At 70.9% G+C, this 19923-nt stretch carries 20 protein-coding genes and 1 tRNA gene; 7 read left to right on the forward strand and 14 right to left on the reverse strand.

The genetic code is table 11. The features are described 5' to 3' along the window. Position 1: 1 nt before the first annotated feature. Together KBX00_RS12170 and KBX00_RS12175 are read right to left on the reverse strand one after the other, a co-directional pair. A tRNA-Gln gene (locus KBX00_RS12170) sits at positions 2-73 on the reverse strand. A gap of 26 nt (positions 74-99) precedes the next feature. Then, on the reverse strand, positions 100-954 hold the full coding sequence (locus KBX00_RS12175; protein ID WP_210826324.1) for a helix-turn-helix domain-containing protein: 855 nt from the start codon (positions 952-954) through the stop codon (positions 100-102). A gap of 132 nt (positions 955-1086) precedes the next feature. On the opposite strand from KBX00_RS12175, the gene KBX00_RS12180 reads away from it, so the two are divergent. Both KBX00_RS12180 and KBX00_RS12185 read left to right on the forward strand, forming a co-directional pair. After that, positions 1087-2046: an acyl-CoA desaturase gene (locus KBX00_RS12180; protein WP_210826326.1), complete on the forward strand. Its 960-nt coding sequence runs from the start codon at positions 1087-1089 to the stop codon at positions 2044-2046. A gap of 107 nt (positions 2047-2153) precedes the next feature. Further along, positions 2154-2837 (forward strand): TetR/AcrR family transcriptional regulator, encoded by a 684-nt coding sequence (locus tag KBX00_RS12185; RefSeq protein ID WP_210826328.1) that lies wholly within the window; start codon positions 2154-2156, stop codon positions 2835-2837. Positions 2838-2842: 5 nt separating this feature from the next. On the opposite strand, the gene KBX00_RS12190 is transcribed toward KBX00_RS12185, so the two are convergent. From KBX00_RS12190 to KBX00_RS12220, 7 genes are all read right to left on the reverse strand, one after another. After that, a complete protein-coding gene (locus KBX00_RS12190; protein WP_210826330.1) occupies positions 2843-3319 on the reverse strand; it encodes a DUF4383 domain-containing protein in 477 nt (158 codons plus the stop codon). Between the two features lie 281 nt (positions 3320-3600). Beyond that, entirely contained in the window at positions 3601-4056 is a 456-nt protein-coding gene (locus tag KBX00_RS12195; protein ID WP_210826332.1) for a DUF4383 domain-containing protein, read from the reverse strand. A 116-nt stretch (positions 4057-4172) separates the two neighbouring features. Further along, positions 4173-5975, reverse strand: a complete 1803-nt coding sequence (locus tag KBX00_RS12200) for an ABC-F family ATP-binding cassette domain-containing protein (protein WP_210826334.1) — start codon at positions 5973-5975, stop codon at positions 4173-4175. A gap of 225 nt (positions 5976-6200) precedes the next feature. Then, entirely contained in the window at positions 6201-7148 is a 948-nt protein-coding gene (locus KBX00_RS12205) for a 4-(cytidine 5'-diphospho)-2-C-methyl-D-erythritol kinase (RefSeq protein WP_210826336.1), read from the reverse strand. Continuing rightward, positions 7145-7384, reverse strand: coding sequence for a Uma2 family endonuclease (locus KBX00_RS12210; RefSeq protein ID WP_307868519.1), 240 nt, complete (start codon positions 7382-7384; stop codon positions 7145-7147). The genes KBX00_RS12205 and KBX00_RS12210 overlap by 4 nt, the downstream gene beginning before the upstream one ends. Positions 7385-7416: 32 nt before the next feature. After that, on the reverse strand, positions 7417-8289 hold the full coding sequence (rsmA, locus tag KBX00_RS12215; protein ID WP_210826338.1) for a 16S rRNA (adenine(1518)-N(6)/adenine(1519)-N(6))-dimethyltransferase RsmA: 873 nt from the start codon (positions 8287-8289) through the stop codon (positions 7417-7419). Positions 8290-8307: 18 nt separating this feature from the next. Then, positions 8308-9216 (reverse strand): TatD family hydrolase, encoded by a 909-nt coding sequence (locus tag KBX00_RS12220; protein WP_210826340.1) that lies wholly within the window; start codon positions 9214-9216, stop codon positions 8308-8310. A gap of 89 nt (positions 9217-9305) precedes the next feature. Between KBX00_RS12220 and KBX00_RS12225 the strand changes: the two genes are divergently transcribed. Both KBX00_RS12225 and KBX00_RS12230 read left to right on the forward strand, forming a co-directional pair. Continuing rightward, complete coding sequence (locus KBX00_RS12225) at positions 9306-10562, forward strand: hypothetical protein (protein WP_307868520.1); 1257 nt, start codon at positions 9306-9308, stop codon at positions 10560-10562. An 83-nt stretch (positions 10563-10645) separates the two neighbouring features. After that, complete coding sequence (locus tag KBX00_RS12230) at positions 10646-11497, forward strand: alpha/beta fold hydrolase (protein ID WP_210826342.1); 852 nt, start codon at positions 10646-10648, stop codon at positions 11495-11497. A 111-nt stretch (positions 11498-11608) separates the two neighbouring features. Here the strand turns inward: KBX00_RS12230 and metG are convergent, their stop codons facing one another. Further along, positions 11609-13411 (reverse strand): methionine--tRNA ligase, encoded by a 1803-nt coding sequence (gene metG, locus KBX00_RS12235; RefSeq protein WP_210826344.1) that lies wholly within the window; start codon positions 13409-13411, stop codon positions 11609-11611. 150 nt (positions 13412-13561) lie between these two features. Between metG and KBX00_RS12240 the strand changes: the two genes are divergently transcribed. Next, positions 13562-14500 carry a hypothetical protein gene (locus tag KBX00_RS12240; protein ID WP_301547800.1) on the forward strand — a complete coding sequence of 313 codons (939 nt, stop codon included), beginning with the start codon at positions 13562-13564 and terminating at the stop codon, positions 14498-14500. A gap of 9 nt (positions 14501-14509) precedes the next feature. Here KBX00_RS12240 and rsmI read toward each other — a convergent pair whose 3' ends face one another. Further along, a complete protein-coding gene (gene rsmI, locus KBX00_RS12245) occupies positions 14510-15376 on the reverse strand; it encodes a 16S rRNA (cytidine(1402)-2'-O)-methyltransferase (protein WP_374225291.1) in 867 nt (288 codons plus the stop codon). Between the two features lie 66 nt (positions 15377-15442). On the opposite strand from rsmI, the gene KBX00_RS12250 reads away from it, so the two are divergent. After that, a complete protein-coding gene (locus KBX00_RS12250; protein ID WP_210826349.1) occupies positions 15443-17131 on the forward strand; it encodes a dolichyl-phosphate-mannose--protein mannosyltransferase in 1689 nt (562 codons plus the stop codon). Positions 17132-17475: 344 nt separating this feature from the next. Here KBX00_RS12250 and KBX00_RS29250 read toward each other — a convergent pair whose 3' ends face one another. Beyond that, entirely contained in the window at positions 17476-17610 is a 135-nt protein-coding gene (locus KBX00_RS29250; protein WP_301547802.1) for a hypothetical protein, read from the reverse strand. A 405-nt stretch (positions 17611-18015) separates the two neighbouring features. Between KBX00_RS29250 and KBX00_RS12260 the strand changes: the two genes are divergently transcribed. Further along, positions 18016-18672, forward strand: coding sequence for a 4'-phosphopantetheinyl transferase superfamily protein (locus tag KBX00_RS12260; RefSeq protein WP_210826350.1), 657 nt, complete (start codon positions 18016-18018; stop codon positions 18670-18672). Between the two features lie 73 nt (positions 18673-18745). On the opposite strand, the gene KBX00_RS12265 is transcribed toward KBX00_RS12260, so the two are convergent. Further along, a complete protein-coding gene (locus KBX00_RS12265) occupies positions 18746-19369 on the reverse strand; it encodes a DUF305 domain-containing protein (RefSeq protein WP_210826351.1) in 624 nt (207 codons plus the stop codon). Between the two features lie 77 nt (positions 19370-19446). Then, positions 19447-19872 carry a DUF6153 family protein gene (locus tag KBX00_RS12270; RefSeq protein ID WP_210826352.1) on the reverse strand — a complete coding sequence of 142 codons (426 nt, stop codon included), beginning with the start codon at positions 19870-19872 and terminating at the stop codon, positions 19447-19449. Positions 19873-19923: the final 51 nt, after the last annotated feature.

The following is a 19923-nucleotide window of genomic DNA, read 5'->3' on the forward strand; positions in this document are numbered from 1 at the left end:
GCTGGGGTGCCTGGATTCGAACCAGGAGCTCAAGGCTCCAAAGGCCTGCGGGTTGCCGTTACCCCACACCCCATGGTGATGTCAAGCCGACAGGCCGCATCAAAGCGCAGAAGTGCGTTCAGCCGCGGACCGGAACAGCTCGGCGATCATACCTTCTATTTGCCAGTAGAGCTCGCGGCTACGCGGCACATTGATCACGAGGCAGCCTCGGTACTCGTCACCACCGTTCCGGCGGACGGTCCTGGGGTTGTGCTTCTTCAGAGTCGCTCGGCGGAAACGCTCGCGTGGCAGCCCGAGCTCGGCCGCCCACCACTCGGCTGCCGCATCCGGATCGGCGGTCTCGTGAATGCTCACCCGATAGGTCGGCACGGCGCGGTCGACTCCACAGACTTCGAGGAAACGCAGGAACAGGGCGTGCAGGCCCGGATCGCTGTTGACGAACTGAACATGGTCATCACGACGCCACGGCTTCGACTTGGTGCCCTCGCACCAGTAGATCGCCGCCCCGAGGACGAGCAGATCGCGGTCGTCGAGTTGACCAACCATCCGCCCGGCCACCGCGTGTGCCTTCGCCTGAGCCTCGTCCCGCTCTCGGCGGTGGTCCACCCAACGAGCCTCTGTCATCAACTTCGAGTGGGCACGCCGACGCTGCCGCTCCTGCTCGGGGTCGCGTTCCAAAGGAATGTGCCGGACCCAGAGGTACGCCGTCGACCGGCTCACCCCGAGCTGCCGCGCGATCTCCGGAACCGGGCGGCCCGTCGAGCGCAGCGCCACCGCCTCCGCACGCAGGTCGTCCTTCGCCTGGGGGCGTCTGGTCCGTTCCGGCGCGGGAACGCCACGCAGCATCTCGTAGATCCGGTTGCGGCCGAGGCCGGTGCGGGCCCGGATCTCCCGGACCGACAGCTGCTCCTCGGTACGCAGTCGGCGTACTTCGGTGGCGTCGTAACCAGTCATGCGGTGCAGGTTAGGACGAGCGTACGACACATCAGGCATCCATTCGTGTCCCTGTCTGATGCGATCTACCGGGCCCTTAAGTTACGGTGACGTAGGCGTAGATTGCGAACCGACCGTCCCCTGCGAGGTGCCATGTCCGCCGCTGTTCTCGACCCGCAACCGACCAGCCCCAAGCCCCTCACCCAGGGCACCCAGTCACGCGGCATCCTGATCGCGCTGTGGTCCTTCGTGGTGATCCCGTTCGCGGCGCTGATCGCCGCCGTGCCGGTGGCCTGGGGTGGCTGGCTCAGCTGGGTCGACGTGGGCATCGCCGCCTTCTGGTACGTGCTGTCGGGCCTGGGCATCACGGTCGGCTACCACCGCTACTTCACCCATGGATCGTTCAAGGCGAAGCGGTGGCTGCGCATCGCGATGGCCGCCTCGGGCTCACTCGCCGTGCAGGGCGAGATCATCCAGTGGGTGGCCGATCACCGGCGGCACCACGCCTTCTCCGACCTGGAGGGGGACCCGCACTCACCGTGGCGGTTCGGCACCACGGTGCGGGGTCTGGTCAAGGGGCTGTTCCACGCCCACATGGGCTGGTTGTTCGGGCGGGAGTTGTCCAACCGGGAGCGCTTCGCGCCGGATCTGGTGGCCGACCGGGACATCCGGCGGATGGACCGGTTCTTTCCGGTGCTGGTGATCGTCTCGGTGCTCGGGCCAGCGTTCATGGGCTTGTTGTTGACGTGGTCCTGGCAGGGCGCGTTGAGTGCACTGTTCTGGGCCGGCCTGGTTCGCATCTCGTTGCTGCACCACGTGACCTGGTCGATCAACTCGGTCTGCCACGTGTACGGGGAGCGGCCGTTCATGATGCGCCACGGTGACCGGGCGGCGAACTTCTGGCCGCTGGCGCTGCTGTCCTTCGGGGAAAGCTGGCACAACCTGCACCATGCCGATCCGACGAGCGCCCGGCACGGTGTGCTGCGGGGGCAGATCGACATCTCGGCCCGGGTGATCTGGCTGTTCGAGAAGGTCGGCGCGGCGTGGGACGTGCGCTGGCCGAAGCCGGAACGGATCGCGGCGAAGCTGGCCAAGCCGGCGGTCCAACGGTAACCGGGCGACCAACCCGCAAGTTACCTGGCAGTATGTTTCGGGTGACCGGGCGGAAGACAGGCAGCATCCCACGACAGGGCGTTACCGAGCGCCAGCGAGGTGACGAGATGGCCGAGACTCCCCACGTGGAGGGCGGCAAGCGGCGGCGGGTGGTGCCGGCACCGGGCAAGCCGACGGCCCGGGTACGTATGTCCGCCGCTCAGCGTCGCGAGCAGTTGATCTCGATCGGCCGACAGATCTTCGCCGAGCGCGGTTTCGACGCCACCTCCATCGAGGAGGTCGCGTCGCGGGCGAAGGTCTCCAAGCCGGTGGTCTACGAGCACTTCGGCGGCAAGGAGGGGCTCTATGCGGTGGTGGTGGACCGGGAGGTCCGGTCCCTGCTGGATCGGATCACCACGGCGCTGACCGCAGGTCATCCACGGGAGTTGCTGGAACAGGCCGCACTGGCGCTGCTCGGCTACATCGAGGAGGAGACCAGCGGGTTCCGGGTGCTGGTGCGGGAGTCGCCCGTGCTCTCGGCGACCGGCAACTTCAGCAGCGTGATGAACGACGTGGCGCATCAGGTGGAGCACATCCTCGGCGCCGAGTTCTCCAGCCGGGGTTACGACCCGAAGTTGGCCGAGTTGTACGCGCAGGCACTGGTGGGCATGGTCGCGTTGACCGGCCGCTGGTGGCTGGAGGTGCGTAAGCCGCGGAAGGAGGCGGTCGCCGCGCACCTGGTCAATCTTTCCTGGAACGGGTTGTCGCATCTGGAGGCCAAGCCGGGGCTGATCACCGCAGGTGGACGCTGACCGGCTCAGCGGCGGTGGATCTCGGCGACCGGGTGGTTCCGGCGGTTCCGCTCGGCCTCGGCGTCCTCGTGCGGGCCGACCTTGTCGTAGAGGCCGGTGCCGAGAAGGATCAGCCCGAACAGCATCGAGACGATCACCGTCGACATGGAGAAGTTCAGGAAGTTGGCCTCGGTCTGGAGCACCGACATCATCAGGATGCTGGTGACCAGGAAGACCGCTCCGGCGGTGAGGTTCATGTAGTGGCCGAGGTTGGTTCGCCGGGACGCGCCGATGATGAGCACGATCCCGAAGGCGATGGAGGCCAGCGAGAAGGCCAGGTTGGTGCGCAGTCCGAGAGCCCAGTTGCCGTTCCGACCGAACAGTGGGTCACCCCAGGTGAGCGCGGTTCCCCAGACGCCGAAGATCAGGATGTAGAGCCCGATCAGACCGGACAGCACCCGGTAGAACGGCCGCGCCGGATGATTCACCGGAAAATGCGGCATCGCTTCCTCCACGCAAAGCGGGACAACAAGAACATTGTCCCCCAGTCGCGCAGCCCACGTCCCCCGAACGCCAATCCAGCAGCATAGCCACGCCGGGATTCGACCGCGGGCTACCTGATGCGCAACCATGCACCTCAAGACCCCCCGCCCCCGGCCGGGCGCTCCGGACGGATGCACAACCCCGACAGGTTTTCGCCGGAGCCCGACCCGCGCAGGGATCAAGCCTGACCGCCCGGAGCGGGTCGGGCTCCGGCGAAAACCCCAACCGGAACCAAAAATCCTCAGAGCACGAGCCGAGCCTTCTGCCACGCCTCGTGCTCATCGTCGCTGCCGACCTTGCCGTACATGCCGGCCATCAGCAGCACCAGGCTGAGCACCATCTGGACGATCACCGTGGCGACGCTGAGGTTGAAGATGTTGGCCTCGGTCCGGATGAGGGCGAGGCCCGCCAGGCTGACCACCATGATCAGGTACGCCGACCACTGGTTGACCAGCACGTCGAGGTTGCGCCCGATGGCGGTGCCGGCCAGCACGATCGCACCGACCACGATGCTGAACAGGGAGAAGCCGAGGTTCGTACCCTGCCCCAGCACCTGAGTGTCGCCCTGGCGGAAGTAGGGCTCGCCGGTGCTGGTCAGGAGGCCGATCACACCGAAGGCCACCAGGTACAGACCGATCAGCCCGCCGATCGCCCGGTAGATCGGCCGCGCGGGGTGGTTGACGGGGGTGTGGGCCATGTCTGTGTCTCCAACGCCGTTGGGTGAGGGTCGACGGCGATTCTCCCGTATCCGGCGCTGTGACGCCGCACACGGGGTCCCGGGAACGGCACGTCAGGGCGGTGTGACCGGCCGGGTCAGCTGGCGGGGATCTCGTCGGCCAGGGTCAGCCAGGCCTGCTCGGCCTCCTCCCGCTCGCCGCGTACCTGACTGAGCTGGGCGTCCAGCTCGGCCACCTTGCTGTAGTCGGTGGCATTCGCGGCGAGTTGGTCGAGCAGGGTGGCCTCCTTCTGTTCCAGCTTGCCGACCTGCCGTTCGAGGCGGGCCAGTTCCTTGCGGGCCTGCCGGGCCTCGGCGGCGCTCATCCCACCACCGGCCGGGGCGGTGGTCGAGGCCGCGGGCGCTGGCGTACGCCCGGACCGCGAGCGGTCGTCGGCGCGGGCGAGGTACTCGTCGACCCCGCCGGTCAGGTGCACCAGCCGGCCGTCGCCGAACATGCCGTACGCGGTGTCGGTGACCCGCTCGACCAGGTAGCGGTCGTGGCTGGCCACCACGATCGTGCCGGGCCAGGAGTCGAGCAGGTCCTCCAACGCGGCGAGGGTGTCGGTGTCGAGGTCGTTTGTGGGCTCGTCGAACAGCAGCACGTTCGGTTCACCGGCCAGCAGCCGCAGCATCTGGAGTCGACGCCGCTCGCCGCCGGAGAGATCACCGACCGGGGTCCAGAGGCGCCGGTCGTCGAAGCCGAACACCTCGGCGAGCTGGGCGGCGGAGATCTCCCGATCGCCGAGGCGGACCCGCCGGGCGACCTCCTCGACGGCTTCGAGGACGCGCAGGTCGCTTGGCAGTTCGGCGAGTTCCTGGGAGAGGAAGGCAGGCCGGACCGTACTGCCGGTGATCAGCCGCCCGCTGTCCGGACGGGTGACGCCGGCCAGCATCCGCAGCAGGGTGGTCTTGCCCGCGCCGTTGGCGCCGAGGATGGCGACCCGGTCACCGGGACCGACCTGCCAGCTGACCTCGTCGAGGATGGTCTTGGGTCCGGCGTGCAGCCGGACGTGTTCCAGGTCGTACACCTGCTTGCCGAGCCGGGCGGTGGCCAGCCGTTGCAGCGACGTGGTGTCGCGCGGCGGTGGCACGTCGGCGATGAGCGCGTTGGCGGCATCGATCCGGAACTTCGGCTTCGAGGTGCGGGCCGGCGGGCCGCGGCGCAGCCAGGCGATCTCCTTGCGGAGGAGGTTCTGCCGGCGGGCCTCGGTGGCGGCGGCGATCCGTTCCCGCTCGGCGCGGGCGAGGATCCAGGCCGCGTAGCCGCCCTCGTAGGCCCGCACGGTCTGGTCGGCGACCTCCCAGGTGGTGGTGCAGACGGCGTCGAGGAACCACCGGTCGTGGGTGACCACGACCAGGGCGCCCTTGCGGCCGAGCAGGTGCCGGGCCAGCCAGTCGACGCCGCTGACGTCGAGGTGGTTGGTGGGTTCGTCGAGGATGAGCAGGTCGGCGTCGCGGACCAGCAGGGCGGCCAGGGCCACCCGGCGGCGCTCGCCACCGGACATCGGCCCGACCGGGGCGTCGAGGCCCAGGTGGGGCATGCCGAGCCCGTCGAGGATGGCGCGTACGCCGGCGTCACCGGCCCATTCGTGCTCCGCACCCATGCTCTCGGCGAGCCACTCGGTGCCGAGGACGACGTCGCGGACGGTGGCCTCGGGGCTGAGGGTGAGGTTCTGGGGAAGCCAGGCGACACGCAGGTCACGGCGGTGGGTGACCCGACCGTCGTCGGGCGCTTCGATACGGGTCAGCAGCCGTAGCAGGGTGGACTTGCCGGCGCCGTTGAGCCCGACGACGCCGATCCGGTCGGCGTCGTCCAGGCCGAGCGAGACCTCGGTGAGCAGTGGCCCGGCCGCGCCGTAGCCCTTGGACACCCGGTCCAGGTTGACGATGTTGGCCACGTACCCACCTTCCATGATCAAGGCGTCCCGGTGCCGGGGGCACCTGGGGACGCCTGTCGTTCCAGGGTACGCGGAACACTTCCGTCTCTCGGCGACCGCCCGAGCCGGCCCACTCCCGAGCACGATCCGTTTCCGCCATCAGCTCGACAGGCGACCCGCCGGGACCACAGCGCCCGACCACCCTCGGCTCAGCAGGGCCGCCAGCCGGAGGCGGCCTGTCGGGCGTCAGCTGACCCGGGCGCCGTGCACCGGACCGTGGGCGACCCGGGCCTGCCGGCACACCCCGGCGGCCTCCAGCTCGGCGGCGACGCGTTCAGCGTCGGCGGCGTCGGCGGTGAGGAACACGCAGGTGGGCCCCGACCCGGAGACGATGCCGGCCAGCGCCCCGGCCGCCTCGCCGGCCTTCAGGGTGCTCGCCAGCGACGGCCGCATGGCCAGGGCGGCATCCTGAAGGTCGTTGCCGAGGGTCGGGGCGAGCACCCTGGGGTCGCGCTGGCGCAGTGCGGCGAGCAGGCCGTCGGTGCTGCCCAGGGGCGGGCCGGCGGCGCCGGTCTCACGGAGCCGGTCGAGTTCCCGGTACGCCTGGGGGGTGGACAGACCGCCCTCGGCGATGGCGACCACCCAGTGCCAGGAGGTGGGCCGGGCCAGCACCGGGCTGACCGCCTCGCCCCGGCCGGTGCCCAACGCGGTGCCGCCGTGGATCAGGAAGGGCACGTCCGAGCCGAGGTCGGCGGCGATGCTCGCCAACTCGTCTCGGGACAGGCCGGTGCCCCACAGCGCGTCGCAGGCGACCAGGGCCGCCGCCGCGTCGGCGCTACCGCCGGCGAGCCCACCGGCCAGCGGGATCTGCTTGCGCAGGTGCAGCCGGGCGTGGGGCATGACGCCGGCGTACCCGGCGAGGGCGTGCGCGGCCCGGATGATCAGGTTGGAGTCGTCCAGGGCGAGTTCTCCGGTGCCCTCGCCCTCCATGGTGAGGGTAAGCGTGTCGCCCCGCCGCGCGGTCAACTCGTCGTAGATCGAGATCGCGTGGTAGACGGTGTTCAGCTCGTGGTAGCCGTCCCGGCGCAGCGGGCCGACCCCCAGGTGCAGGTTGACCTTGGCGGGCACCCGTACCCGGACCGGACCGATCGCCCCGCGCGGCTCGTCGTCGTCCGGTCGCCAGGCCTCGGTCACGGGGTGATGTCCCGGACGGGCAACCGCACGTCGAACGGCTTGGTCACGATCAGCTCCTCGGCGGAGTCGGCGGCCAGCTCGTAGCGGCCGTCGACAAGGTCGTACGCGTACACGTGCACGGGATTCTGCTCGATCCGCCAGTAGTGCGGGATCCCGGCGTCGGCGTAGTCGGCGGGCTTCTCCAACCGGTCCCCCCACATGCCGGACACGTCGGAATCGGTCGGCTGGGCGGTCACTGGTACACCTCCTCGGCGGGCACGGGCTCAGCCTACTGCGCTGCCGGCGTACGGCTCGGGGCCGACGCGGCGACGGCGGCGAACTGCTCGACGGTGAGTGACTCGCCGCGTGCGCCGGGGTCGACTCCGGCGGCGGTAAGCGCGACGGCGGCCCGGTCGGCACTGCCGGCCCAGCCGGACAGGGCGGCGCGCAGGGTCTTGCGCCGCTGCGCGAAGGCGGCGTCGACCACCGCGAAGACCTGGTGGCGGGGAACGTCGGCGCGGGGCGGCTCGCGGCGGGTGAAGGCGACCAGACCGGAGTCGACGTTGGGCACCGGCCAGAACACGTTCGGCGGCACCTTCCCGGCGGCACGGGCGTGGGCGTACCAGGCGAGCTTGACCGACGGTATGCCGTACACCTTGGAACCGGGACCGGCGACGAGCCGGTCGGCGACCTCTTTCTGCACCATCACCAGCCCATGCCGGAGGCTTGGCAACTCGGCGAGCAGGTGCAGCACCACGGGCACGGCGACGTTGTAGGGCAGGTTCGCCACCAACGCGGTGGGCGCCGGGTCGGCCAGGTCCGCGGCGGTGATCCGCAGGGCGTCCGCGTGGTGCACGTTGAGCCGGTCGGCGGCCGGGCCGGCGTGCCGGGCGGCGGTACCGGCGAGCGCGCCGGCCAGCGTGGCGTCGATCTCGACGGCGTGCACGTGGGCGGCGGCGGGCAGCAGGGCGAGGGTGAGCGAACCCAGCCCCGGGCCGACCTCCAACACCACGTCGTCGGGAGCGAGCCCGGCGGTGGCGACGATCCGGCGGACCGTGTTGGGGTCGTGCACGAAGTTCTGGCCGAGCTTCTTGGTGGGTGCGACGCCGAGCCGGGCGGCGAGGTCCCGGATCTCCGCCGGGCCGAGCAGGTCTGCGGCCATAACCCGACAGCGTACGGGTCAGCCGCCGAGGCCAGCCGGGTGCCAGGGACCGAAGGCCCGTTCGCCGGTGGTCGAGATGGCGGCGCAGAGTTCGTCGAGGTCGGCGCCGGTGGCGGCGGCCAACGCCCGGACGGTCAACGGGATCAGGTACGAGGCGTTGGGCCGGCCCCGGTGTGGCACCGGGGTGAGGTACGGGGCGTCGGTCTCCACCAGGATCTGGTCCAGCGGGGTCAGCGCGGCGGCCTCCCGCAGTGCCCCGGCGCTGGCGAAGGTGACCGTGCCGGCGAAGCTGAGCAGGTAACCCCGGCGGACGCACTCGGCGGCGAACTCGGCGTCGCCGGAGAAGCAGTGCATCACCACCGTGTCGGGTGCGCCCTCGTCGTCGAGGATGCGCAGCACGTCGGCGTGCGCGTCCCGGTCGTGGATCACGAGTGTCCGGCCGTACCGCTTGGCGATGGCGATGTGCGCCCGGAAGCTCTCCTCCTGCGCGGCGCGGCCCTCGTCACCGGTGCGGTACCGGTCCATCCCCGTCTCGCCGACGCCACGGACCCGCTCCTGCCCGGCCAGTGCCTCGATCTCGCGCAGGGCCTCGTCGAGGTCGACCAGCCGGGGCGCCTCGTTGGGGTGCAGCGCGACCGTGGCCAGCACCGCCGGATATTTGTCGGCCACCTCGGCCCCCCAGCGGGAGGAGGCGACGTCCACCCCGACCTGCACCAGCCGGTCCACCCCCACGGCGGCGGCGACGTCGATGGCCGCCGCGACCGGGTCGGCGACGTCGCCGCCACCGGGTACGCCGGCCTCGCTGACGGTGATGTCGAGGTGGGTGTGGCTGTCCAGCACCGGGCGGGGCAGCGGCTCGGGTGCGGGTGGAAACTCTCCGGCGCGACGGGCCGCGCGTTGGCTACGGGACTCGGTGGGCTCACTCATCTCCTCGACAGGATCACACACCGCACGAGTCCACCGGGAGGCCACCCGGAGTTCACCTCGGCTACGCCCCGCACCCCTACCGTCGCGGAGTGGACGCACGAAGCGAGCTTTTTCGGCCCGGCGGTGCGGTGCCGGAGCGGACCGGTCTGCGGGTGGCGTTCGGCGGCGCGGTGTACCCGGCCGAGGAGATCGCCCGAGGTGCGGCGTACGAGTTGTTCAGCGCCGACGAGGTGGCCGGGTTCGAGTGGGCGCCCCGGACGAACTCGGCGCTGCCGTGGCGGCGGTTCGTGCACGTCACCGAGGTCGGTGCCGTGTACGGGGCGACCGAGCAGGCCGAGGAGCCGGAGTCGCCGCTGCTGGTGCCGCTGCATCGGGAGCGGGGCTGGTCGGAGGTGCATCGGCTCGCCCAGCAGCCGGCCGCCGCGGACGACCCGTTGATCACGGCAGTACGCGGCTCAGCCGGCGTACGGCGTGGCACCCGGATGATGAAGATCCTCTCGGCCCGGCAGCTCGCCGGATACGTGCGGGGTTGGCTGCCGCACGGGTTCTGCTACCGGGAACACGACGTGGCGCACCTGCGCACCCCGACGACGACGAGCGTGCTGCGCACCGACGGCGGGGACGGCCGGGACGGTGCGGACGTGACGTACGCGCTGCGGTGGCGGGCCGCCGACCCGGGTGACTACGACGTGCCGGCGGGTGCGGCGTACCGGGGGCTGACGGCGCTCGGTGCCCGGGACCGGTTGGGTCCGGCGGTACTGGGTACCGGCTTCACGCCCAGCAATCACCACCTGATCCCCGAGTTCGTCACCCGGGACTTCGCCGACCTGCCGATGCCGGCGAACGCCACCCTGCTGGCCTATCCGGCGGAGGGCGTGGAGGTGGTGCTCTACGCCTACCAGGCCGAGCAGCGGGGCTGGCTGCGGATGGTCGGGCCGCAGTGGCGACACCTGCTCGCCGCCGTGCCGGGTCTGTCGCCGGATCAGGAGTACGTGCCGACCGGGGAGGCGCCACGGTCGACCCGGCTGGTGGGCACGTACGCGGGCGGGGAGTACGAGGCGGTCGCCGACCTTCCCGGCGATTTCCGGGTGCTGGCGTTGACCCGGGCCGCCCGGTACCCGGTCGACGGGGTGAGCCGACGGTTGCGCCTGACCGCCTGGCGGGGGGTGCCGTGCCTGGTGTTGCGTGAGGAGGCGGGCTGGCTGCGGTTGCGGCTGCGACGCCCGGATCCGGACGCGGTCGCCGCGACCGGCGCACAGTGTCAGGAACGGGGCGTCTACGAGACGTGGGCCCCGGGCGGTGAGGTGACCGACGATCAGGTGGTGGACCACCCGTACCTTCTCTGACCTGGCCCGTCAGGTCGGGCGGCGCAGGAATATCGGATGCCCGCCGGGGAAGCCTCGGTTTCCCACCCTGACAGGAGGACGAGATGCCCTTCATCACCGTCGGCACGGAGAACTCCGCGCCCATCGACCTGTACTACGAGGACCACGGATCGGGTCAGCCGATCGTGCTGATCCACGGCTTCCCGTTCAACGGGGCGACCTGGGAAAAGGTTTCCGGGCCGCTGCTCGACGCCGGATACCGGGTGATCACGTACGACCGGCGCGGCTACGGCAACTCGGCGCAGCCGGCGTTCGGGTACGACTACGACACCTTCGCGGCCGACCTCGACGTGCTGATGACCGAGCTGGATCTGCGCGACACGATCCTGGTCGGCCACTCGATGGGTACCGGCGAGGTGACCCGATACCTGGGCGCGTACGGCTCGGACCGGGTGGAGCGGGCGGTGCTGCTGGCACCGTTGGCGCCGTACCTGCGGCAGGCACCGGACAACCCCGAGGGTGTCGAGCCGAGTCTCTTCGAGGGGTTCAAGCAGGCGATCACGCAGGACCGGTTCGCCTACCTCACCCAGTTCTGCAACAACTTCTTCAACTACGACGAGAACAAGGGCAAGCTGGTCAGCGAGGAGGCGTACCGGGCGCACTGGAACATCGGGGCGATGGCCTCAGCCAAGGCCACGCACGACAGCGTGGACGCCTGGGGCACCGACTTTCGGGCGGACGTGTCCCGGATCGACGTACCGGTGCTGATCGTCCAGGGCGATCAGGACAACGTGCTGCCGTACCCGAAGACCGGCCAGCGGTTGCAGCCGATGCTCGCCGACAGCCGGCTGGTCACCCTCAAGGGCGCGCCGCACGGCACCCCGTGGACCAACGCGAACGAGGTCAACCAGGCCATCATGGAGTTCATCGGCTCGCCGGCCATGGCCCGCGCCTGACGCCAGCCGGGCCGAGGCCCGGTGTCGCGTCACACCGGGACGCACGGCCGGACATCTCACTGCACGGGCGCGACCCCGAGCGGGTCGCGCCCGTCCTTGGTGCCGGCGGGGTCAGCTTTCGAGCCGGGCCAACTCCTCGTCCACGATCGAGGGGTCGAGCTTGCGGAAGACCGGCTTGGGCGTCACGAGCGCCCGGCCCACCACGAGGGGCACGGATTCCCACCGCGCGCCCTGGGTGTAGTCACCGGTCAGCACCGGGTACGCGGGTCCGACGTCGAGGTCGGCGACCTCCTCGATCACCGGCATCGGTGCGTGCACCCCGGTGCCGCCGAGCAGCTCGTGGATCTTCTGCGCGGAGTGCGGCAGGAACGGGGTGAGCAGCGTGTTGGCGTCGCTGACCACCTGGAGGGCGACATGCAGGATGGTGCCCATCCGGGGCTTGGCGGCGGCGTCCTTGAGCTTCCACGGCGCCTGCTCGGAGAGGTACTTGTTGGCTTCGGCGACCACCTTCATCGCCTCGCCGATGGCCTGCTTCTGCCGGTGCCGGGCGATCAGGTCACCGACCGTGCCGAAGCCGGCGCGGGCCACGGCCAGCAGGGCCTCGTCGGCCTCGGTGAGCCCGTCCGGGCCGATCGGTGGGATCTCGCCGAAGTTCTTCGCCGCCATGGAGACGGACCGGTTGACCAGGTTGCCCCAGCCGGCGACCAGCTCGTCGTTGTTACGGCGCAGGAACTCGGCCCAGGTGAAGTCGGTGTCGTTGTTCTCCGGCCCGGCCACCGCGATGAAGTAGCGCAGCGCGTCGGCGTCGTACCGCTGGAGGAAGTCCCGAACGTAGATGACCACCCGGCGTGAGGAGGAGAACTTGCGTCCCTCCATGGTCAGGAACTCGCTGGAGACCACCTCGGTGGGCAGGTTGAGCCGGCCGAGCCGACCTGGTTCGCCGTCCCGGCCGCCCTCGCCGGAGTAGCCGGCCAGCAGGGCGGGCCAGATCACCGAGTGGAAGACGATGTTGTCCTTGCCCATGAAGTAGTAGGACTGCGAGTCCTTCCCCTCACCGTCGGTGGACCACCACTTCCGCCAGGCCTCCGGGTCGCCGGTGCGGCGGGCCCACTCGATGGACGCGGACAGGTAGCCGATGACGGCGTCGAACCACACGTAGATCCGCTTGTCGGTGCGGTCACGCCAGCCGTCCAGCGGGATCGGCACCCCCCACTCCAGGTCCCGGGTGATGGCCCGGGGGTGCAGGTCGTCCAGCAGGTTCCTGGAGAAGCGCAGCACGTTCGGCCGCCAGCCCTCCCGGGTGTCCAGCCACTGCCGCAGCACGTCGGCCAGGGCGGGCAGGTCGAGGAAGAAGTGCTCGGTCTCGACGAACTCCGGCGTCTCACCGTTGATCTTCGACCGCGGGTCGATCAGGTCGATCGGGTCGAGCTGGTTGCCGCAGTTGTCGCACTGGTCGCCCCGGGCGCTGTCGTAGCCGCAGATCGGGCAGGTGCCCTCGATGTACCGGTCGGGCAGGGTCCGCCCGGTGGACGGCGAGATGGCGCCCATGGTGGTCTTCGGCACGATGTACCCGTTGCGGTACATCCCCTCGAACAGTTCCTGCACCACGGCGTAGTGGTTGCCGGTGGTGGTGCGGGTGAACAGGTCGTAGGAGAGGCCGAGCCCGTGCAGGTCCTCGACGATGACCCGGTTGTACCGGTCGGCCAGTTCCCGTGGCTTGAGCCCTTCGGCGTCGGCCTGCACCTGGATCGGGGTGCCGTGTTCGTCGGTGCCGGAGACCATGAGCACGTCGTGGCCGGCCATCCGCATGTACCGGGCGAAGACGTCGGAGGGAACGCCGAAACCGGAGACGTGGCCGATGTGGCGCGGGCCGTTGGCGTAGGGCCAGGCCACTGCCGCGAGAACGTGACTCATGGGCAGAAAGCCTAGTGACTCCCGCGAGGCGACCGCGAACCAATAGGGGTCCCTGGGCGGCACGATGACCCAACCACCCTCGGCAAATAGTCCGGATTGTCGTCGACACGCTGCTTGAGCTGCCCGGTCAACCTCCGTCAGCGGTGTCAAATGAAACGCGTGACTGGCAGCCGAGCCGCCCGAGACCACTCCGACGGCCCTTCCCCCGACGCCGGGCCCGATTCCACCTCGTCGCCGCGTACCCAGGTGGTGGCGCCTCAGCCCCGCGCGGTGCCCTCGGCGGCACCGGACGGGGCGACCGGGCCGGACCGGGCCGACCCCACCACGGTCGAGTCACGGGCCGAAGTCGAGGTGGAGCCGACGACCGGCGCACCGGTGGACACGCTGCCACGGCGGGTTCCGGTCCGGCCGGCCGGGCGTCGCGGCCGTCGCCATCGGTCGCGCGACGACGGTACGCCGGACGAGGACACCTTCTGGGCCCCGATCGAACAGGTGCACTGGGACGGCACCCCGGTGCGGCAGGACACACCCGGCGACACCGATCCGTGGTGGCGGCGGTTTCGACAGGTACGCCGACGCCGAAAGCGGAGCAGCCATCCGCCGGATCCCCTGGCGGGGTTGTCGGTGTTGATCGGGCTGAGCCTCGCGGCGGCCTTCTTCGCCTGGGTCAGCGCCGGCCCGCTCTGGCTCGCCGTCGGGCACGCCACCTCCGGCACGGTGGCCGTCACCAGATGCACCGGCGACGGCCTGACCCAGCGGTGTCGGGGCATCTTCACGGCCTCGGACGAGGAGTTCCGGACCCACGGCGTACGGGTCAGCGGGGTGCCCCGGGAACGTGCGGTGCCCGGTTCGGTCCTGCCCGCCCGGGTGACCGGCCCGGACGGTCACGTCGCGTACGCCGACGGTGGGGTGGGCGCCCAGCTCCGCTGGCTGCTCGGGGTGCTCGGGGTGCTCGGCTGCGCGGTGGGCATCGCCCGCTGGACCGGTGCGACCCGGCTGCCCGATCCGGCCGAGCGGCGGTGGGCGATCGCCGCTTCGCTGGCCGGCCCGCCGCTGACCACCCTCGGCTTCCTGATCGCCGCCTGGTGACACCCAGCCTCACCGGTGCACGAGCGCGTACACGTCGCGGCGGCGCAACCCGTACTCGGCCGCGACGTCACTGATCGCGTCCCGGCGGCTGCGGCCCGCCGCCTCCCGCTCGGCCACCGCCGCGCGCAGCGCGTCGTCGTCGGGACGGACGGCGGGAGTGGCGGGAGCGCCCGCCACCACGAGGGTGATCTCGCCGCGCGGGTCACCCTCGGCGGCCCACCGGGCCAGCTCACCGAGCGGGCGACGCAGCACCTCCTCGTACGTCTTGGTCAGCTCGCGGCAGAGGGCGGCGGGCCGGTCGGCACCGAACGCGGCGGCCAGGTCGGTGAGCGCGGCGGCGATGCGGTGCGGCGCCTCAAAGAGGACGAGCGTCCGCTCCTCGGCCGCCAGCGCCCGCAGTCGGGTACGCCGGGCGCCCGGGGCACGCGGCAGGAAGCCCTCGAAGCAGAACCGGTCGCAGGGCAGCCCGGACAGGGCGAGGGCGGTGGTGACGGCACTGGGACCGGGCGCGGCGGTGACCGGCACCCCGGCCTCCAGTGCGGCGCGGACCAACCGGTAGCCGGGGTCGGAGACGCTCGGCATGCCACCGTCGGTGACCAGCGCGACGACGTATCCCTCGGTGAGCACGTCGACAAGTTCCGGGGTGCGCCGCTCCTCGTTGCCCTCGAAGTACGAGACGATCCGGCCGGGGATGGTCACGTCGAGGTCGCGGGCGAGCCGGTTCAGCCGGCGGGTGTCCTCGGCGGCGACCACGTCGGCGGCGGCGAGCGTGTCCCGCAGTCGGGTGGAGGCGTCGGCGGGGTTGCCGAGCGGCGCGCCGAGCAGAATCAGGCGACCGGTTTCCGACATTCCACCCACAGCAGTGCACTCCTTCATCGACGGCCGTACCGGATATGGGGACGACGGGCGCCAGCAACCCCCTTGGCAGCCTACGATCGCCGGGTGACGAGTGCGTCGACAGCACAGAGCGCAAGCCCCGACCAGCCTTCGGAGCCGGCAGCGACCACAGCCACCGTCCCCGGCCCTGCGGAGGGTGGCGTACCCGCGACGATCCGCCGCCGGCTGGCCACCGTCGAGACCGGGCTGGACGCCCGTTCGTGGCTGGCCACGACGGTGGTGGTGGTCATCGCGGCAGTCCTCCGGTTCGCGAATCTCAGCCACCCACCGGGCAAGATCTTCGACGAGGTCTACTACGCCCGGGACGGCTGGGGGCTGATCGACAAGGCCGTGGAGTGGAACTACACGAACAACGCGCCGTCGTACGTGGTCCACCCGCCGCTGGGCAAGTGGTTGATCGGGTTCGGCGAGTGGGCCTTCGGCTACAGCGACGTCGAGCACGGCATCTCGGTGCCGGGCCACCTGTTCACCACCTCCCCGGAGTTCGGCTGGCGTTTCTCGGCGGCGCTGCTGGGCACGCTGTCGGTGCTGCTCATGGTCCGCATCGGCCGCCGGATGTTCCGTTCCACGGTGCTCGGTTGCGCCGCCGGCCTGCTGCTCGCGGTCGACGGGTTCCACCTGGTGCTCTCCCGTACCGCGCTGCTCGACATCTTTCTGCTCTTCTTCGTCCTGGCCGCCTTCGGCGCGCTGGTGCTGGACCGGGACGCGACCCGCCGCCGGTGGGCCCGGGCCCTGGACTCCGGGCTGGATCCGAGCGCCCGGGGGCGGGCCGGCCGCCCGCCCGGCGGCTGGCGGAACTGGCCCTGGTGGCGGCTGGCGACCGGGGTGCTGCTCGGCTGCGCCTTCGCGGTGAAGTGGAGCGCGCTGTTCTTCGTGCCGGTCTTCGCGCTGCTGATGTTCCTGTGGGACGTCGGCGCCCGGCGGTCCGTCGGTGTACGTCGACCGTGGCGGGACACCCTGCTCGACGGCGTGCCCTGGATGGTGCTCGCCGGCCTGCTGATGGCGGTCACCTACGTCACGACATGGTCCGGTTGGCTGTTCAGTCAGGAGGGGTACTACCGGCTCGCCGAGCGGTACCCGGACGCCGGGCTCAGCGACGCACCGATCGTCGGCCCGCTGTGGAACCTGATCCAGTACCACCAGGCCGCGCTCGGCTTTCACAGCCAGCTCGACGATCCGCACAAGTATCAGTCGTGGCCGTGGCAGTGGCTGCTGCTGGGTCGGCCGGTGGCGTTCCACTGGACCGGCGAGGGCCCCTGCGGTGCGGCGACCTGCGCCGAGGAGGTGCTGCTGCTGGGCACCCCGCTGCTGTGGTGGTCGTTCCTGCCGGCGCTGGTGGCGCTGGTCTGGCTCGGCCTGGCCCGACGGGACTGGCGGGCCGGAGCGATCCTGCTCACCGTGGCTGCCGGGCTGCTGCCCTGGTTCTGGTTCGCCCTCGACGGCCGGACGATGTTCTCCTTCTACGCCGCGCCCGCGCTGCCGTTCCTGGTACTCGCCGTGGTCTACGTGCTGGGTGCCATCGCCTCACCGGCGGGACCGAGCGGCACCCTCGGCGTGACCGGTGCCGACGAGGAGGCGAGCCGCGACCGCCGGCTGGTCGGCGGGGTCATCGCCGGGGCGTACGTGGCGCTTGTCGTGCTCTGCTTCGCGTACTTCTATCCGATCTTCGTGGGCTGGACGCTGCCGTACGACGACTGGTCGGCGCGCATGTGGTTGGGCGGCCGCTGGATCTGAACACCGAAGGGCCCGCACGCCGAGGCGTGCGGGCCCTTCGTGGGTAAATAGGACGCGCCCCGATCGCCTGCCACGGGGGAAGCGGGCGATTGGGGCGCGCACCTGCAGCTTAACCACCCGCGACCGAGGGCACAACGGGGCGGCGTGGGTCAGATTTCCGACGTTCGTTGAATGCGACAAGAACTCCGGGCCACCGTCGCCGCTGCGTGACTTCTCGCGGACGCTGCGCCCACGAGGCGCCTCCCGTGGCGCTGCTGAACCGATGCGTCGAGGCCGACCGGCCCCCACCTGGCATCGCCGCCGTCGAGTTGTCGTCCGGGCGCAACCACCCGCCGGATGGGCAGTCAGTGTCGTCTCGGGCGGCGCGGCAACCAGCCGAAGAACCGGTCCTGCAACGACGTCGACCCGGCGACGTGCAGGTCCTCGGCGGCGGCCGCGAGACAGGCGCCCAGGTAGACGCTGAGCATCGCCCGATCCACGCTGTACTCGGTAAGCAACTGTTCTCGTCTGGGAGCACAGGGCCATTCGGCGCCACAGGTGCCACACGTCCATTCGGGGGTCACCGGAGCGTGCTCGCCCGCCCGCCCAGGGGAGGCGTCTCCGTGCGCCTCCGTCTTGATGACATCCGAGCGACCCGTAACACCCGTCATCGCGCTCCTCTCCGCCTCCACCGGTGACGGCGGGCGTGCCCGCCCACCGCCGGATCGAACATGCCCGTGCGGACCTACAGCGTCCGGGGACGCTGCGCCGTTACGTCGTTGCGGTACGTTGACCAACCATGGCCGCCGCGACCTGCCCCAAGCATTGCATCAACCGGATGCATTCATCGTCGCCGGTCACTGGTACCGGCACCACTGACCGAAAGCACGACCCCGGAGCCGCAGGTGCGTGACCTGCTCCCGCCCGCCGTCGCGGTGGCCGTGGCAGGTCCGGACGACTGGTCCGGGCAGTTGCACCCGGCCGAGGCGGTCTGCCTCGGGGACCGCGCGGTCGACAGCCGCCGCCGCGACTTCACCGCCGGGCGGGTGTGTGCCCGCCGCGCAATGGCCGCGCTCGGTCTGCCGCCGGTGGCCGTACCGGCCGCCGCCGACCGCTCACCCGTCTGGCCGGCGGGCCTGGTGGGCACCATCACCCACACCCGTGGCTACTGCGCCGCAGCCGTCGCGCGTAGCGACGAGATCCGCGCGGTCGGCATGGACGCCGAGCAGCACCGCGAACTCGGTCCGGGAGTACGCCGACTGATCTGCCTGCCCGAGGAGGACGAGCAGGCCGAGCGGCTGCCACCGGGCATCTGCTGGCCCGCGGTGTTCTTCAGCGCGAAGGAGACCGTCTACAAGGTGTGGCATCCGGTCGTCGGCAGCTGGCTGGACTTCCACGACGCACTTGTGCACCTCGACCCCGCTGCGGGGACCTTCACCGCGCGGATCTCACCCACCCGGGTCGCCGAGGCGAGGGCCGCCCGGCCACCCGCACTGATCAACGGACGCTTCGCGGTCGACACCGCGCTCGTGCGCACCGCCGCCGTACTCACCCCGCGGTAGCGGGCGAAAGCACCGGCGGTCTGCGGCATGGCCCGGTGCCCGGACGGCGTTGACGCCCGGGCACCGGCCGCCGTCAGAGCCGGGCGAGGATCTTCCTCATGGTGTCGATCTCGGCCTGCTGCGTGGTGACGATGCGCTGCGCCAATTCCTTGGCATCCGGGTTGGCGCCCTGAGCGGCCTCCTCCTCGGCCATCGTGACGGCTCCCTCGTGATGAGCGATCATCATGGTGAGGAACTGTCGATCGAACTCGATGCCGGAGGCTGCCGCGAGCCGGGTCATGTCGGCCTCGGACATCATGCCCGGCATCTCGTGGTCCATCTCGGGCATGCCATGGTCGCCAGTGGCCATCGGCATTGGTGCGCCCCAGGACGTGAGCCACGTCCTCAGTTGGGTGATCTCGGGCGCCTGAGCGTCCTTGATCTGCGTGGCGAGTTGCCGCACCTCTGGGTCGGCGCGGGTGGTGGCCAGGTCGGACATCTCGATCGCCTGCTCGTGGTGCGGAATCATCATCTGCGCGAACATCACGTCGGTCGCGTTGCTGGTGGCGGATTCTCCGTTGATCGCGCTGGCCGACGGGTTACCCGGCATGTTGTGGCCAGCGCCGACCGAGTGGTCGGAGCCGCAGCCGGCAAGGCCGATCGCCACGGTGAGGCTCACGCCGGCCAGGACGGCACGGCGTGCATAGGTGCGATTCATGGTTGACAGGGCCTTTCGGAGTCGGTGGATAGCAGAGAGTCGGTGCGGCACCCACCTGTGGTGCGCGCTGGCTACTCCTATATCCGCAGTACCGACACGGAGGCCGTGGTCAGGCCGATCATGGGAAAGGCGGGTGGGGCACGGCCGCCCAGGGCACGGGTGAGCCGACGATCCCGTGGCGACGTGCGGCGGGTACGCCGAGGGGTGCCGACGACGAGCACGACGGCGAGTGCGAAGCCGGCGGCGATCGCCACGCACACCGCCCAGCCTGACGAGTGACCGTGTCCCGGTTCCTCCAAAGGGTGAACGGCCAGCGCCACGCACCGCTCGTCGTGGCAACCGTCCACGCTGCTTGCCGGGGACGGAGCCGAATGGCTGCCGTGCCCGGCCGTAGCGGGAAGCGGATCGTGGCCCAGGCTGTGCATCGCGGCCAGCCCGAACAGTGTGCACGCCAGCAGCACAAGCCGGAGCCATCGCCGGTTGATGGGAGCTTCGCCGCGCACCCGCTCACGCTAACGCGTGGCAGACCACAAACGCTGCGATCCCACCCGCCG

Source organism: Micromonospora sp. C95, from assembly GCF_018070465.1.
Classification (GTDB): Bacteria; Actinomycetota; Actinomycetes; order Mycobacteriales; family Micromonosporaceae; genus Micromonospora.